At 37.7% G+C, this 16,838-nt stretch carries 14 protein-coding genes, 1 pseudogene and 1 riboswitch; of the genes and pseudogenes, 7 read left to right on the top strand and 8 right to left on the bottom strand.

Annotation, left to right across the window (positions count from 1 at the left end; translation table 11 throughout):
- Positions 1–9: 9 nt before the first annotated feature.
- The gene (locus tag J3U74_RS08900; protein WP_220217610.1) at positions 10–693 is read right to left on the bottom strand and encodes an ABC transporter permease; all 684 of its coding nucleotides are present in this window, start codon (positions 691–693) and stop codon (positions 10–12) included.
- Positions 694–696: 3 nt separating this feature from the next.
- Complete coding sequence (locus J3U74_RS08895; RefSeq protein ID WP_267329132.1) at positions 697–1,485, bottom strand: lysine/arginine/ornithine ABC transporter substrate-binding protein; 789 nt, start codon at positions 1,483–1,485, stop codon at positions 697–699.
- A 626-nt stretch (positions 1,486–2,111) separates the two neighbouring features.
- On the opposite strand from J3U74_RS08895, the gene J3U74_RS08890 reads away from it, so the two are divergent.
- Positions 2,112–2,252, top strand: a complete 141-nt coding sequence (locus J3U74_RS08890) for a hypothetical protein (RefSeq protein ID WP_267346930.1) — start codon at positions 2,112–2,114, stop codon at positions 2,250–2,252.
- Between the two features lie 316 nt (positions 2,253–2,568).
- The gene (locus J3U74_RS08885) at positions 2,569–3,330 is read left to right on the top strand and encodes a DeoR/GlpR family DNA-binding transcription regulator (RefSeq protein ID WP_220217612.1); all 762 of its coding nucleotides are present in this window, start codon (positions 2,569–2,571) and stop codon (positions 3,328–3,330) included.
- Between the two features lie 18 nt (positions 3,331–3,348).
- On the opposite strand, the gene J3U74_RS08880 is transcribed toward J3U74_RS08885, so the two are convergent.
- Positions 3,349–4,167, bottom strand: a complete 819-nt coding sequence (locus J3U74_RS08880; protein ID WP_267329252.1) for a Cof-type HAD-IIB family hydrolase — start codon at positions 4,165–4,167, stop codon at positions 3,349–3,351.
- Positions 4,168–4,549: 382 nt separating this feature from the next.
- On the opposite strand from J3U74_RS08880, the gene J3U74_RS08875 reads away from it, so the two are divergent.
- A complete protein-coding gene (locus J3U74_RS08875; protein WP_267329251.1) occupies positions 4,550–5,143 on the top strand; it encodes a hypothetical protein in 594 nt (197 codons plus the stop codon).
- A gap of 100 nt (positions 5,144–5,243) precedes the next feature.
- On the opposite strand, the gene clpB is transcribed toward J3U74_RS08875, so the two are convergent.
- A complete protein-coding gene (gene clpB / locus J3U74_RS08870) occupies positions 5,244–7,814 on the bottom strand; it encodes an ATP-dependent chaperone ClpB (RefSeq protein WP_267329250.1) in 2,571 nt (856 codons plus the stop codon).
- 285 nt (positions 7,815–8,099) lie between these two features.
- A riboswitch (PreQ1 riboswitch) is annotated at positions 8,100–8,145 on the top strand.
- Positions 8,146–8,148: 3 nt separating this feature from the next.
- Here clpB and queD point away from each other — a divergent pair.
- Together queD and J3U74_RS08860 are read left to right on the top strand one after the other, a co-directional pair.
- Positions 8,149–8,571, top strand: coding sequence for a 6-carboxytetrahydropterin synthase QueD (queD, locus tag J3U74_RS08865; RefSeq protein ID WP_267329249.1), 423 nt, complete (start codon positions 8,149–8,151; stop codon positions 8,569–8,571).
- Positions 8,572–8,573: 2 nt separating this feature from the next.
- A complete protein-coding gene (locus J3U74_RS08860; protein ID WP_267329248.1) occupies positions 8,574–9,188 on the top strand; it encodes a 7-carboxy-7-deazaguanine synthase QueE in 615 nt (204 codons plus the stop codon).
- A 334-nt stretch (positions 9,189–9,522) separates the two neighbouring features.
- On the opposite strand, the gene pgeF is transcribed toward J3U74_RS08860, so the two are convergent.
- Positions 9,523–10,287 carry a peptidoglycan editing factor PgeF gene (pgeF, locus tag J3U74_RS08855; protein WP_416379774.1) on the bottom strand — a complete coding sequence of 255 codons (765 nt, stop codon included), beginning with the start codon at positions 10,285–10,287 and terminating at the stop codon, positions 9,523–9,525.
- Positions 10,288–10,295: 8 nt separating this feature from the next.
- Positions 10,296–11,270 carry a 23S rRNA pseudouridine(1911/1915/1917) synthase RluD gene (gene rluD / locus J3U74_RS08850; protein ID WP_220217619.1) on the bottom strand — a complete coding sequence of 325 codons (975 nt, stop codon included), beginning with the start codon at positions 11,268–11,270 and terminating at the stop codon, positions 10,296–10,298.
- A gap of 93 nt (positions 11,271–11,363) precedes the next feature.
- Here rluD and bamD point away from each other — a divergent pair.
- Positions 11,364–12,086 (top strand): annotated as a pseudogene (gene bamD, locus J3U74_RS08845) (outer membrane protein assembly factor BamD); the annotation flags it as partial.
- Between the two features lie 182 nt (positions 12,087–12,268).
- On the opposite strand, the gene J3U74_RS08840 reads toward bamD, so the two are convergent.
- Both J3U74_RS08840 and J3U74_RS08835 read right to left on the bottom strand, forming a co-directional pair.
- Complete coding sequence (locus J3U74_RS08840) at positions 12,269–12,898, bottom strand: hypothetical protein (protein ID WP_267328873.1); 630 nt, start codon at positions 12,896–12,898, stop codon at positions 12,269–12,271.
- A 483-nt stretch (positions 12,899–13,381) separates the two neighbouring features.
- Positions 13,382–13,999 (bottom strand): hypothetical protein, encoded by a 618-nt coding sequence (locus J3U74_RS08835; RefSeq protein ID WP_267329245.1) that lies wholly within the window; start codon positions 13,997–13,999, stop codon positions 13,382–13,384.
- A gap of 239 nt (positions 14,000–14,238) precedes the next feature.
- On the opposite strand from J3U74_RS08835, the gene leuS reads away from it, so the two are divergent.
- Positions 14,239–16,821, top strand: a complete 2,583-nt coding sequence (gene leuS / locus J3U74_RS08830) for a leucine--tRNA ligase (protein ID WP_220217622.1) — start codon at positions 14,239–14,241, stop codon at positions 16,819–16,821.
- Positions 16,822–16,838: the final 17 nt, after the last annotated feature.

Raw genomic sequence — 16,838 nt, 5'->3', positions numbered from 1 at the left:
TAAAACTCTTTATAATTTAGCTTTATTCATACCGATAGAATAGTGCTTTTCCAGCCACCATAATACGATATTTGAGATTGAGGTAAAAAACAGATAGAAGCCGCCAGCAATGAGGGCAAAATAGAGAGGTTGATAGGTAGCTTCACCAGCAGTTTTGGTTGCTTTAACTAAATCAAATAGCCCGAGTAACGAAACTAAAGCAGTCGCTTTTAATACCACTAACCAGTTATTAGCAATCCCCGGCAAGGCAAAGCGCATCATCAATGGAAACATGACATTAACAAATACTTGTCTTTGAGTTAATCCCAACGCCGTTGCGGCATCTAAGGTATTTTTTGAAACCGACAGATAAGCGCCACGAAATGTTTCAGTAAAATAAGCCCCGTAAATAAAACCTAAAGTGATGATGCCGGCAATAAAGGGATCGATTTCAATGATATCGATCTGTAAAAAATCGGTCAGATTATTTAACGCAAACTGCAAGCCAAAAAAGATCAGCATCATTAACACTAGATCCGGCACGCCACGAATTAACGACGTATAAGCCTGACAAATTAACCTAATCACTCTGCGTTTTGATAACTTACCCAGCGCACAGATAATCCCTATCATCATTGCCAAAACTAATGAGGCTAAAGCTAAACTAATGGTCAACCAAGCCCCATGAAAAATTAATGAACTATAACCTTGCATCGACTATTTAAGTTGACTATTGACGTTAAAATCAAAATATTTATCGTTAATTTTTTTATAGGTGCCATCAGCAATGATCGCCTTTAAAGCTTGATTAAATGCTTCACGCAATTGGTCATCATTCTTACGAAAACCTAAACCAACACCCACATCAAAATAGTCCTTATCACTTAAAACCTCGCCAGCAAAGGCAAAACCCTTACCTTGTGGCTGTTTTAAAAATGCATAACTACCGGTCACTTCATCTTGCAAAGCTGCATCTAACCGCCCTGCTGCCAGATCAGAAAACACTTGTAATTGATTTTGATATGGCACAATAGTCACACCATGCGATCGCCATTTGTCATTGGCAAAATGCTCCTGCGCAGTACCTTGCTCAACCCCGACACGTTTACCGGCTAAAGATTCAACCGTCGGCAATAAATCCGATCCTTCCTTCGTAATTAAACGTGATTGAGTGCGAAAAATTTCATCAGAAAAAGCAATCTGCTTTTTGCGCTTCTCAGTCATCATTAATGAAGAAGAAATCATATCAATCTTCCTGGCTAAAAGAGACGGAATCAACGCATCAAAATCAGTCGACTGAAAAATACACTTAACTTGAGCCTTCTCACATAAAGCTTGCGTAATCTCAATATTAAAACCAGTGATCTCCCCCTCGGCATTGATAAAATCAAAAGGCGCATAAGACGTATCAGCCCCAACTTTAATCGTATCAGGCAAAGCCGCATGACTAACCAAAGGAAAAATAAAACCACCCATTATAAACAATGCTTTTACTAATGTTTTCATAATAAATTCTCGTGACTAAATTTTGGCTAAATAATATAACGTGATATTTAACAATTTAATAATAAAAAAAAATTATCAACCCTACCCAGCAACGAAAATTACTAATACAAAGCAATGTGATATAAAAGCAAAGCCTAAAAAACATTGACAAGAAGTTTCAGAAAATACCTAAGTTTTAGTATAAAAACAAAAGTTTTAGATATTACAAAAATATCCATAATCCTTATGCAGTTGTAAAGTTTTTGTCTGGTAAAAAAACAGGAAATTGTTGTTTCTAAACGGCTTATGCAGCTATAAACAACGATATGTATCAAGACTTTTATATGAGGAGTTTCTAAACAGCTTATCCAGCTTTAAACTAGAATCTCACATACTATAAACATCGTTTATAAAAACACAAAGGGCAATTTTAGGTTTAAAAACCCTTTTTTTTAACGCTTTTGCAATATATTGATTTTTAATGTTTTTATTTTTAGCTAAAAAAAAGGGGTCATAAAGTTTGTATTTTAAGCTCCACTACTTTTTCTAAACGACTTACCATTACCTTTCCCAAAAGCAAACAAATGCACCAACCCGCACCTTCACAAAGCGCCGACAACTGAGAGAGGTTAGCACGCCAAACAAGGATGTTTGGCGAGGCGCTGCTTTGTCCGGAACAAATCAGCGCCGGTGCGTTAAGACCGAACGAAGGCGGAGGGCAGTCGAAGACCGCTTTGGGTGGTGCTGCGAGGGGGTTATTAGGGGGATTTCGCATAAAATCCCCCTAATTCGGACGCAAACATCTTAATGAAAATATCAACCAATTAACAGCGTCCGAAACCTGCAAACCAAAAACCCGCAACTTTCAATTAAAATATAAACCTTGTCAAAAACTTTCAGAAAATATAGGTGTTTAAGTAAAAACACAAACCATTGTCAAAAAGTTTCAGAAAACATCCACGTTTCAGTATAAAAACACACTTTTAAGCTATTAAAAAAACACCTCTCCCCTTCCCTTAATCACCTTTGATATTTCCCTACGATATCGGTATGATTATCAATCATAATCTTTCACCGATACAAATATTCACAAAAGGACTTTAAATGATTGACTTTAATGCCTTTCCGGAACAACGACAAGCTTACATTCAGCAGCTCTTAGCTGAAAAAGGCCGGGTGGTGAGTGCTGATTTAATCTCGCAACTAGGCGTGTCAGAGCACACTATCCGTCGAGATTTGCAAAAACTTGCTCGCAACGGAATCTGTAAGCGTGTGTATGGTGGTGCGGTCAGTCAGTTAAAACAGTCAGCAAGCTTCGAAACTAGAATGACGCAAAGTGTCGATGAAAAATCCAAAGTCGCTAAGCGATGCGCTATGTTGATTAAAAATCATTCCTGTATTTTTATCGATGCCGGCTCGACTTATCTTGCTATGGCAAGTTACATCCCTCAAGATATGGATTTAACCATTATCACCAATTCCCCGCAAATCGCCACCGTCTTAAGTAGCCGTAACAAAGGTGAACTGATTTTAGTTGGTGGCAAAGTCAATCCACAAACCGGCAGCACCATGGGCGCCGATACCGTCAATCAAATTCGTAATATGATTTTTGATCAAACTTTTATTGGCGTTTGTGGACTCGATCCGCAAGCCGGGTTAAGTGCGGTTTATTATGAAGATGCTTGCTTTAAAAAAGAGCTGATTGCGCAAAGTAACGAGGTAATCGCTGCGGTAATTGCCGATAAAATGTTGCAAGTTGCACGCTATAAAGTGGCAACTTGTGAAGATATTGATATTGTTATTGCCAGCCGTGAATCAAAAATTGAAGGCTTTGAACAAGTCAATTTACAAATTGAGCTGGTTTAAGTTCATGCGCTTTTTATCCTAAGATTCGGCTTTTGGCTGAGCCTGCAAATCCAACATAAGTTGAATGGTTTTTAATACTGCACTTTCATCATTATAACCGGTAATAAATCTAGCAACCGCTTTGGTTTCATCAAAAGCATTACGCATAGCAAAACTATATTGAGCCTGCTGGAGCAATTCAATGTCGTTATAACCGTCACCAAATGCCATGGTTTGTCCATAATCAACATTTAATAGTTGTTGTAATTTTTTAATAGTATTACCTTTATGCACGTTATGTTCTGTAATATCTATCCATGCGGCTTCAGATACCACAATATAGGCTTGGTTTTCATAAGGGGTTAAATGGGTGCGAGTTTGCGGGCATTGTTGGTTTTCATCGTAAACGGTAATTTTAATAAAATCATCAGTAATAGTTTTAAAATCATCAACTTCAATCATTGCCGCATAAGATTGTCGTACTTTTTGTTTTAACCGATCCGGCAAATTGGCTTTAATGGCCGCACCATTTGCAGTACAGGCAATAATAACATGATTTTTATTAACTTGTTCGAGAGTGGCAATAATTTGTTGGCCCAATTGATTGGCTAAAAATGAGCGGTAGATAAACTCACCATTCAATTTAATTGCCGTCGCACTATCACCAACAATCCAAATTTTATCACGATAATCACCAAACAGCTCTTCTACCCGTTCACACTGCTTACCGGTACAAGCGACAAAATGGACACCCTGTTTTGCCATTTGCTCATACACTTTAGCAAATAACTGGCGATCATAATCGCCCCTGTCGTTTAAAAAAGTACCATCTAAATCACTGATAATTAACTTAATCATACATTTTTCCTTTCACTTATTTTACGAGATAGATCATTACCGTGATTGATTATGCAACTTTATGCAATATTTAGCAAGATTAATGCTTGTTCTATTTTTGATGAATTATTGTAATCCTTATTAATAGAGCAATCTCAACGCTATTTTTTAATGGTGTTGATACTGATGATATCTTAAGCATTAATATCACATTTCGGTCAGATGACAAGTCAATAAAACAGCTAAGTTTAACTGCTAATATCAACAATGCATCAACATCGAGCATGGTAAAACGAACAAAATGCTTAGCCATGATTAATAAAACAGTGTTGTAGAAAAAATGAGATTCATCTAAACTGTGATCGCTTTTTTTATAGTCAATGGAAATAAAAAGGAATGTTTTATGACTGACGCAACCAAAAAGAAGATGTCTTTAAGCAAAAAAATTATTATTGCCGGCGTAGGCTTCTTAGTCTTAGCCATTTTTGCCGGTAATAGCAGTGAGAGCAAAAAGGAGTCTGAGCCGGAAATTCAGTATCCCGCTAATCAAACTGTTTTAATCGATGCATCATTACTCGCTATTGATAAAGCCAAAAAAGCTGATAATGATATGCAAAAAGGTAATGCGCTAAGAGAAAGAAACAAAACGATTTGTGCCAATATGGGACCATTAACGGTCGAAGATTGGATTGGAACAGTAAGCAAAATTGATTCCAATTCAGACGGTCTGGGCATTTTAAAGATTGAAATAGCTAAAAATGTTTATGTCGAAACTTGGAATAACGCAATTTCGGATAGTTTCCATAACACATTAATTCAACCTTCTACACCACTGTTTGATGCTGTTGCTAACCTAAAGAAAGGTCAAAAAGTGAAATTTTCCGGTCAATTCTTTGATGATAGCGATACTTGTATTTATGAATCAAGTTTGACTTTAGACGGTAAAGTCAAAGAGCCTGAATTTATCTTTAAATTCTCTAAAGTCAGTCCTTTATAATTAGGCTACTTAAGATTATTTGTTCAGTAATCATTACCAATAAAAAAACCGGAAAACATCATGTTTTCCGGTTTTTATTTTCATTATTCAATCACACAAATTACTGTTTAGCTTCAATATTATCACCGACTAAGTCCAAATGAATGGTTTTACCCGGCACTAATTTCCCTGCTAAAATTTGTTGAGCTAACGGATTTTCAATCTCTTGTTGAATTGCACGTTTTAACGGTCTTGCACCATAAATTGGATCGAAGCCAACTTTCGCAAGCTGTTCTAATGCGGCATCAGAGATTTCTAATTCATAGCCTCGTTCTTCTAAGCGTTTTTCAACATGTGCCAATTGAATTTTAGCAATCGCTTTAATGTTTTCTTGACCTAGTGGGTGGAAGACCACTGTTTCGTCAATACGATTGATAAATTCCGGTCTAAAGTGTTTAGTGACAACAGTCATCACTAACGCTTTCATTTCGTCGTAACTTAACTCGACTTGACCTTGAATAAGATCTGAGCCTAAATTAGAGGTCATAATAATTACCGTATTGCGGAAATCAACCGTACGACCTTGCCCGTCGGTTAAGCGACCGTCATCTAATACTTGTAATAAAATATTAAAGACATCCGGATGCGCTTTTTCAACCTCATCAAGTAAAATGACTGAATATGGTCGACGTCTTACCGCTTCGGTTAAATAGCCACCTTCTTCGTAACCAACGTATCCCGGAGGCGCACCAATTAATCGAGCAACTGAGTGTTTTTCCATAAATTCTGACATATCAATCCGCACCATGGCATCTTCACTATCAAACATAAAGTTTGCCAGTGCTTTACAAAGCTCAGTTTTACCTACACCAGTTGGACCTAAGAATAAGAACGATCCGATCGGTTTATTTGGATCAGAAAGCCCGGCACGACTACGACGAATCGCATTAGCCACCGCAACCACCGCTTCATCTTGACCAATAACACGTTTATGTAACGCATCTTCCATGTGTAGTAATTTATCTTTTTCGCTTTCGAGCATTCTGGAAACAGGAATACCGGTTGCTTTCGATAATACTTCGGCAATTTCGTTATCGGTGACTTTGTTACGCAATAACTTCATGGTTTTGCCTTCTAACTGTGTCGCTGAGGCAAGTTTCTTTTCCAATTCCGGGATTTTGCCATATTGTAATTCTGACATTTTGTTTAAATCACCGGCACGGCGTGCTTGCTCTATTTCAGTGCGAGCTTTCTCCAACTCTGTTTTGATAGTTTGAGTGCCCGAAACTGCTGCCTTCTCTGACTTCCATTCTTCTTCAAGTGACGCATATTGTTTTTCTTTCTCAGCGAGTTCATCATTTAGCATCTCAAGTCGTTTTTTACTTGCATCATCAGACTCTTTCTTAAGTGCTTGTTGCTCAAGTTTTAGCTGAATAATGCGTCTTTCAAGGCGATCTAATGATTCCGGTTTAGAATCCATTTGCATACGAATGCTCGAAGCCGCTTCATCAATTAAATCGATTGCTTTATCCGGTAACATACGGTCTGAAATATAACGATGCGATAACGTTGCCGCCGCCACAATAGCCGGATCGGTAATTTGTACGTGGTGGTGAATTTCATAACGCTCTTTCAAACCACGTAAAATGGCAATCGTATCTTCAACACTTGGTTCTGCCACATAGACTTTTTGGAAACGGCGTTCTAACGCAGGATCTTTCTCAATATATTGACGATATTCATCAAGAGTGGTTGCGCCCACGCAGTGCAATTCACCACGAGCCAATGCGGGTTTTAACATATTACCGGCATCCATCGCACCATCACTTTTCCCTGCCCCAACCATGGTATGAATCTCATCAATAAACAGAATGATACGACCTTCTTCTTTAGCGATATCTTTAAGTACTGCTTTAAGACGCTCTTCAAATTCACCACGATATTTAGCGCCGGCAATCAAAGCACCCATATCTAATGATAAAACACGTTTGTTACGTAACCCTTCCGGTACTTCACGATTAACAATACGCTGTGCTAAACCTTCAACGATAGCGGTTTTACCGACCCCCGGCTCACCAATAAGTACCGGGTTATTTTTGGTACGACGTTGCAATACTTGTATAGTACGGCGAATCTCTTCATCACGACCAATAACCGGATCGAGTTTGCCTTGTTCAGCACGTTCGGTTAAATCGATAGTGTATTTTTTCAACGCACCACGTTGATCTTCTGCATTAGGATCGTTCACGTTATCATTACCTCTTACTTGATTTACCGCCTGATTAAATTTATCTTTCGTCACGCCACTACGTTTAAGTATGTCACTTAAACTGCCTTTATCTTCTAAAGCGGCTAATATAAATAGTTCAGATGAGATATAACTATCGCCATTTTTTTGCGATAATTTGTCACAAAGATTTAGTACTCGAATAAAATCTTGTGAAGGTATCACATCACCGCCTGCACCTTGTACTTGCGGCAAACGATCAATCGCTTGAATTAATTCTTGTTGTAATAGAGCGATATTAGCGCCAGCCGAAGCTAATAATGGTTTAACACTACTGCCTTCTTGATTGAGCATGGCGGAAAGTACATGAACAGGCTCGATATATTGATTATCTTTACCTAATGCTAAAGACTGCGCATCAGCTAAAGCTTGTTGAAATTTATTTGTGAGTTTGTCTAACCTCATATTATTTATCTCCTGTGCAATAGATTTGGATCAAATGGCGAAGCATTCAATCCATTTGCATGATCACTAAATGAGTGTGGAAGATGAAATTTCAAGAGCTGATTGAGAATATTTTTTTACAGAATTTATACAACAAAACAACGCAAATAAGACACAGTTAACCTTGTATTAGAAAACGTGATGAAAATCACCGCATCAGTTTACTTAAACTATCATTAAATGACAATTGAAAGATGACAAATCAATGTTTATCGATTATATTAGCCGCTCGTTTTGTTAGGTCATCTAACCGTGGTTCGTAACCCATCCCACGTAAAAAAACTAGGATAATATCATGTTCAAAATAGCTAAAGAGTTTCAATTTGATGCTTGTCATATGTTAGACGGGCATAATAAAAAATGTCATAACCTGCACGGTCATACCTATCGCTTATTAGTGGAGATCAGTGGTGAACTTATTACCAGCGGCTCAAGTGCTGATATGGTCATGGATTACGCTGATTTAAAAGCAATTGTTAAACAACATATTGTTGATCCGCTCGATCATGCTTATTTATACAACCAAAATAACGCTAACGAGTGCCGGATTGCCGATTTATTAAAGCAGATGGATCGTAAAATTTTTGCCTTTCCATGCCGTACAACTGCTGAAGGAATGAGTCAATACATCTTCGATTGCTTAGCGCAATATCTACCCGTTTCGATGATCAAACTTTGGGAAACCCCGACATCTTACTGCGAGTACCGCCGGAGCTAAAAATGACTGAATTTCGCATTGTTGAAATCTTCGAATCTTTACAGGGCGAAGGTTACAATACTGGTATGCCGGCAATTTTTATTCGCTTTGCCGGTTGTAATTTGAATTGTGCATGGTGTGATACCGATTTTCGCCAATTTAGCCGATTTACCTTAACGCAACTATTAGCAACGCTTAAGCAGTATCAAAGCAAAAATATTATTATCACCGGCGGTGAGCCGACTATGGTTAAAGCGTTGCCGGAGCTGCTCTTATCACTCAAACAAGCCGGTTATTTTATTGCCATTGAGAGTAATGGTCTTGGCAAAGTCGATCTGTTGATTGACTATATCGCACTAAGCCCTAAATTTTGCTATCAATCTCGCTATCAAAAAATCGCCCAACCGCTCGCCGACGAAGTGCGAATTGTTGTCGAAAATCACCCCGATTTTCTACCATTTTGCCAATATATTGAAAAGCAAATTGATGCAAAACGCTATTATCTTTCCCCTTGTGAAAATAATGGCGTGATGAATATGCATGACACTATTACTTTGTTAGGCAAAATTAATGAGGGTCGCGAAAACAATAAATGGCTGTTAAGTTTGCAGACTCATAAATTTGCTGGCATCGAATAATTGCATTAAAACCGATTCAGTCGCACGCTTTACCTGACAACTAAAAAACATGTTCGGCAATGGCTAAGAGGCATATCTTGTTTTTATTATTTGAAGCGGATTTAAATTAATCTTTCAAGCGCCTAAGTGGAACAATAAGGCGGATTGGATTTGTTATTTTAGCCTTATAGATTGAATTAAAAAATACCGTTTATCAAGATGAAGTATAAACGATAGGAAAATGAGCTACTGCCGCTTTTATCAGCGATAAAAACGCAATAATAGGAAGACTCTATGCAAGAGCATAATTAGGCTTTCGATGTAAAAAATAATGAAGTTGAATCCAATCGTAATGTTATTCAAACCAAATCATCGTTGCCATTCGGCCGGTGGTCTGATCACGACGATACGAAAAGAATTTGTCTTGCTCGATATAGGTACAATAATCACCACCAAAAATTTTTAAAATGCCCATTGCTTGCAAACGTTGTTTGGCAATTAAATAAAGGTTGGCCAAATATTTTTGCTGATTTGCATTAATTAATTTAAAAGCCGCACTGGCTTTAGCGTCAACTTGTTCAAAGGCTTGCTTGACTTCTTCCCCGACTTCAAACTTTTGTTGACTAATAGCCGGCCCAAGCCACGCTAAAATTTCATTGACCGGACAAGAAAACTTTTTCACGGTTTCTTCTAAAATACCATTACAAAGCCCTCGCCAACCGGCGTGAGCAGCGGCAACCTCATCGCCTTTGATTGAACAAAAGAGTACCGGCATACAGTCAGCGGTTAACACAACACTCACTTGTTTAGCTTGACTGGTATAAGAAGCATCTGCTTGAGCTTCGTTTTGATTTATAATGCCGCTCGGGGCTTGAAGGGGAATCGATGAGATATCAAGGACTTTATTACTATGCGTTTGATTTAACCAATATGGCTCGCTGGGAATATGCTCGGCTTCAATTATACGCTGACGATTTTGACAAACATCGGTTAAATTATCAGCCGTTCGACTACCTAAATTTAAGCTATCATAAGGCGCCTTACTGACGCCTCCGATTCGTGTTGAAGTAAATGCCCGAATATTTTTTGGCGCTGACCAGTAGGGGTAAATCGATTTAATCATATTTGTTACCAATCTATTTCATCTTTATGAAGTTCTGTATCTTCTTGTAATGCTTGTATTAATTTTTGCATATCATCCGGAATAGGTGCATGCCATTGCATTTGTTCACCAGTGACCGGATGAAACAGTTTTAACATAGTAGCATGTAAAGCTTGTCTGTCAAAATTACGTAAAGTTTGAATAAACGATTCACTCGCTCCTTTTGGTGGTCTTGGACGACCGCCATAGAGAGGATCGCCCACTAAAGGATGCGCTATATGCGCCATATGGACACGGATTTGGTGAGTTCGACCGGTCTCTAACCGCAGTCTTAAACGAGTATGTAAGCGGTACTTTTCCATAACACGATAATGGGTAGTCGCAGGCTTGCCGGTTGGAAAAACAGCCATATGAGTGCGTTTAGTCGGATGACGAGTAATCGGCTGATCGATTGTCCCACCGGCGGTAATAATCCCCATAGCAACCGCTTCATACTCACGTGTAATTTCACGTAATTGGAGTGATTCAACCAGATGCGTTTGAGCAACAATGGTTTTAGCCACAACCATAAGTCCGGTGGTATCTTTATCAAGCCGATGCACTATACCCGCTCGTGGTACCCGTGCTATCTCCGGATAGTGATAAAGCAACGCATTTAAAACCGTACCATTTGGATTGCCGGCACCGGGGTGCACAACAAGGTCACGAGGTTTATTGATAACTAAAATATCATCATCTTCATAAACGATATCAAGTGGAATATTTTCCGGTTGATGATAGGTCTCTTCTTCAATTTCAGCATTGATCGTTATTTTTTCACCGCCCAGTACTTTTTCTTTAGGTTTGTTAACAATATCGTTATTAACCATCACTTTATTGTTAACGATCCAATCTTTAATTCTTGAGCGTGAATAATCGGGAAAAAGCTCTGATAATGCTTGATCTAAACGCATTCCCAGTTGGCTTGCTTCAATTTCAGTTGATAATTTTAACTCTTGCATGTGTAATTTATCTATTTTAAGCTCATCTGTTTTAGAGTATTATATACTAATCCTAGCCTTTAATGTTTAATTATATTTTGGATTGAAAACTGAATGAAATTACATTTACACTCTTTGTTAGCTATCGCTCTATGTGGTGCGCTAATAGGCTGTACCTCAACCAAACCCGAAGTTGAATATGTACCAGAGATTGAACTGCACAGTAAAGCTAAATCAGAGCTTGAAAATGGCAATATCAAATCCAGTATCACGATTTTAGAGGCAATGGATAAAAGCTATCCATTCGGTCCGTACTCCCAGCAAGTGCAACTCGATTTAATTTATGCCTATTACAAATCTGCTGACTTACCCCTTGCTATAGCCTCGATCGACCGCTTTTTAAAATTGAATCCAACGCATCCAAACATCGATTGGGTTATTTATATGCGTGGTATTACCAATATGGCTCAAGACGATAATATGATTCAGGGGTGGTTTAACGTTGACCGTTCTGATCGTGATCCAGAATTCGCTGCCGCCGCATTTAAAGATTTTACTTATTTAGTTTCCAGTTTTCCAACTAGCCAATATGCAGCAGATGCCAAAAAACGATTAGTCTTTTTGAAAAATCGCATGGCTCGATATGAATTAAAAGTAGCGCAATTTTATACTAAACGTGGCGCTTATGTTGCAGTTATCAATCGTGTCACCCAAATGCTGGCAATGTTCCCTGATACTGACTCAACTAAATCAGCATTATTATTGATGCGTAATGCCTATAACGAACTGGGTTTAGTTGATGAAGCCAAAAAAGTTGATGAACTTATTCAAGCCAATATCGAAAATATACCAGTTGAAGAGAAAAAATCATTCTTCTCACGTTTCTTAAGTGTGTTTAATGGTGGCTAATATACTCACCAATTAAGGGCAGTTAAAGTTTATCAAAACAGTTGATGGCTATTTAAACATTTAAATAGCCATTGTTTTATCACAATGTATAAAAAATAAATGCGCATGACCTACTTTCTGACATAAAGGTAACGATTTTCTAAATCATGTGAAGCATTCACTAGAAATTCAGCTGTTTTAGATGATAAAGTTTCATCCTCAGAGATTAATGTAAAATCTGGTTTGAGAACTTGTTCATGAAGATATTGTGCGAATTCAAAAAATTGATCGATATCTTTTTTGAATAATAGTGGAATTCTTCCCATTACTGTCAGCATTTTAATACGCTTATTGTCAAACTCAAGGATAAGTGTTTGATTAACCCAACCAGTGTTTTCGACTTTCAATATTATTACTTTTTGTAATGCTGACCATTGAAACACTTGATTCAATTTTTTATGGTCATCAATATTAATCGAATATGAATTGGCATTAATCGTCATTTTTTTACGGAATAAACTCACAATACTTATAGCAAACAAAACGCCAGTAAGTAAGCTCAACACAATGATACCACCAAAAAAAATCACCTTAAAATATTGTTTGGGGATCAAAGGCATGACAGCATCAGAGATAAATAAAAAGATAAATAAATAAAAGTGACAACGTGCGACTGACATAGTAAAACTAGCCATTGATATTGTGAAAAAAATATATGAGCGCCGAGTAAAACAACGAAATTCAAATGTACGATTTTCCATAAACTATTCCCTATTTTCTTTTAAGAGAAGTGCATGAAGTTTTTTTAATTATGTTGTGGTCAACGAATTTATTACTTTTTATTTATATTGTTAACCTTAGTCATTTTAACGCTTAATAAAAATTAATATCAAATCATTGTACTTGTTTCACATATCATTGGTAAACCTGCCAATAGCCAATACAATTAGTAAATTATTTTTGATTAGCAATAATAGATAGGACAGATATTTATCACGCAAGAACAATATCGCCGCAACGAGATTGAAGCCAAAAAAGTCGATGAACTTATTCAAGCCAATATCGAAAATATACCCGGTTGAAGAAAAAAATCTTTCTTCTCACGTTTCTTAAGTGTGTTTAATGGTGGCTAATATATTCACCAGTTAAGAGACAATTAAAGTTTATCAAAACAGTTGATGGCTATTTAAACATTTAAATAGCCATTGTTTTATCACAATGTATAAAAAATAAATGCGCATGACCTACTTTCTGACATAAAGGTAACGATTTTCTAAATCATGTGAAGCATTCACTAGAAATTCAGCTGTTTTAGATGATAAAGTTTGATCCACCGAGATTAATGTAAAATCTGGTTTAAGAACTTGTTCATGAAGATATTGTGTGAATTCAAAAAACTGATCGATATCTTTTTTGGATAATAGAGGAATTTTCCCCTTTACTGTCAGCATCTTAATACGCTTATTGTCAAACTCAAGGATAAGTGTTTGATTAACCCAAACAGTGTTTTCGACTTTCAATCTTATTACTTTTTGTAATGCTGACCATTGAAACATTTGATTCAATTTTTTATGGTCATCAATATTAATCGAATATGAATTGACATTAATCGTCATTTTTTTACGGAATAAACTCACAATACTTATAGCAAACAAAACGCCAGAAAGTAAGCTCAACACAATGATTCCACCAAAAAAAATCACCTTAAAATATTGTTTGGGGATCAAAGGCATGACAGCATCAGAGATAAATAAAAAAATGAGACAACATGTGATTAACAGAGTAAAACTAACTATTGATATTGTGAAAAAAATAAATGAGCGCCGAGTAAAACAACGAAATTCAAATGTACGATTTTCCATTAACTATTCCTTATATTTGTTTTAGAACTATAGTCTAAAGACTTTTTTAATTATATCGATATTGAATAATTTATCTCTTTTTTATTTATATTATTCACTTTATCTATCTTAACTCATAATAAATATGGATGCTCAAATCATTGTGCTTGATTCACATATCGTTTGTAAAACGTGCCAATAACCAATACAATTAGCAAATTATTTTTTATTAGCAATAATAGATAGGACATATATTCATCATGCAAGAACAATATCGCCCCGACGAGATTGAAGCCAAAGTGCAACAGCATTGGCTAGAAAACAAAACATTTCATGTTACTGAAGATCCTTCAAAAGAAAAATACTACTGTTTATCAATGTTACCTTACCCTTCGGGACGTTTGCATCTTGGTCATGTCCGGAATTACACCATTGGCGATACTATTTCACGTTACCAACGTCTAAATGGCAAAAATGTATTACAACCTATTGGTTGGGACGCCTTCGGTTTACCGGCGGAAGGTGCGGCAGTTAAAAATAATACCGCACCAGCCAAATGGACGTATGAAAATATTGCTTATATGAAAAAGCAATTACAATTATTAGGTTTTGGTTACGATTGGGATCGTGAAGTCACCACTTGCCGACCGGAATACTACAAATGGGAACAGTGGTTCTTTACTAAACTGTATGAAAAAGGCTTAGTTTACAAGAAAACCTCAGCTGTTAACTGGTGCCCTAACGATCAAACTGTATTGGCTAATGAACAGGTTGTTGAGGGCTGTTGTTGGCGCTGTAATACGCCGGTTGAGCGTAAAGAGATCCCACAATGGTTTATTAAAATCACTGACTATGCCGAAGAGCTTCTTAATGATTTAGATACCCTTGAAAGCTGGCCAGAACAAGTAAAAACCATGCAACGTAACTGGATTGGCCGTTCGGAAGGTGTCGAGTTTGATTTTGCAGTTGAAAACTACAATGATAAATTGCGTGTTTACACAACTCGTCCTGATACGTTAATGGGCGTGAGTTTTGTATCAGTTGCTGCTGAGCATCCACTGGCACAATTAGCAGCGAAAGATAATCCGAAAATTGCGGAATTTATTGCAGAATGCAAAAATACCAAAACAGCAGAAGCCGATATGGCAACCATGGAGAAAAAAGGCATTGCCACCGGATTTTATGCTATTCATCCATTAACGGGTAATAAAGTACCGGTATGGATTGCCAACTTTGTCTTGATTGAATATGGCACAGGTGCGGTTATGGCTGTACCGGGTCATGACGAGCGGGACTATGAATTTGCGTCAAAATATGACTTACCAATAAAACCAGTGATTTTAGATGAGCAAGGCAACGCGCCGGATCTTTCTCAAACAGCTTACACCGAGCACGGTATATTATTTAATTCGGGTGAATTTGACGGGCTTAATTTTGATCAAGCATTCAATGCTATCGCCGACAAACTTACGGCATTAGGTATTGGTGAACGTAAAGTCAATTATCGCTTGCGTGATTGGGGGGTTTCCCGTCAACGTTATTGGGGTGCACCAATTCCAATGGTGACACTCGAAGACGGCACCACCATTCCAACGCCGGAAGATCAACTACCGGTTATTTTACCGGAAAATGTCGAAATGAATGGCATCACCAGCCCAATTAAAGCCGATCCTAACTGGGCAAAAACAACCGTTAACGGGCAACCGGCGCTGCGTGAAACCGATACTTTTGATACATTTATGGAATCAAGTTGGTATTATGCACGATATACTTGTCCGCATTACGACAAAGGGATGTTAGATGAAAAAGCGGCAAACTACTGGTTGCCAGTCGATCAATATGTTGGCGGTATCGAACATGCTATTATGCATTTACTCTATTTCAGATTCTTCCATAAATTGATGCGTGATTTTGGCTTAGTCAATTCCGATGAACCGGCTAAACGTTTACTTTGTCAAGGTATGGTGCTTGCTGATGCATTTTACTACACCAGCCCAACTAACGAACGTATTTGGGTATCACCGACCGAAGTTACCATTGAACGTGATGAAAAAGGCCGCATTTGCAAAGCAACCGACAGCAAAGGTAATGAGCTGGTGCATGCGGGTATGACCAAAATGTCGAAATCGAAAAATAACGGTATCGACCCACAAGAAATGGTTGAAAAATATGGCGCAGATACTGTTCGACTATTTATGATGTTTGCCTCGCCAGCAGATATGACCCTTGAATGGCAAGAATCTGGTGTTGAAGGTGCAAACCGCTTTATTAAACGTGTATGGCGTTTAGTTTATGAACATGCCCAACAAGGTGCCTGTGCCAAACTTGACGTTGCGCAATTAAATGCTGAGCAAAAAACACTACGCCGTGAATTGCATAAAACAATTGCTAAAGTGAGTGATGATATCGGGCGTCGCCAAACATTCAATACCGCCATTGCTGCTGTAATGGAATTTATGAATCGGCTGCAAAAAGCACCACAAGCAACCGAACAAGATCGTGCGTTAATGAACGAAGCATTAAATGCGATTGTACGATTACTCTATCCAATGATTCCGCATGTGTGTTTTATCATGTGGCAAGCGTTAGGACACAGTGAATCAATCGACGATACCACTTGGCCGGTAGCTGATGAATCTGCAATGGTTGAAGATGAAAAACTGATTGTTGTGCAAATTAACGGTAAAGTACGTGGTAAATTCACTGTTCCGGCAGATGCCGATCAAGACTTTGTGCTTGAACAAGCCAAACAAGAAGCCAATATTCAAAAATATTTAGCTGATGTGACAATTCGTAAAGTCATTTATGTGCCGGGTAAATTATTGAATTTGGTGGTGGGTTGATATTGTTAGATAACTAA

This window comes from Gilliamella sp. B3892, assembly GCF_026536305.1.
Classification (GTDB): domain Bacteria; phylum Pseudomonadota; class Gammaproteobacteria; order Enterobacterales; family Orbaceae; genus Gilliamella.
Note: the sequence above shows the minus strand (reverse complement) of the source record. Positions and strands in the feature narration are given on the sequence as shown.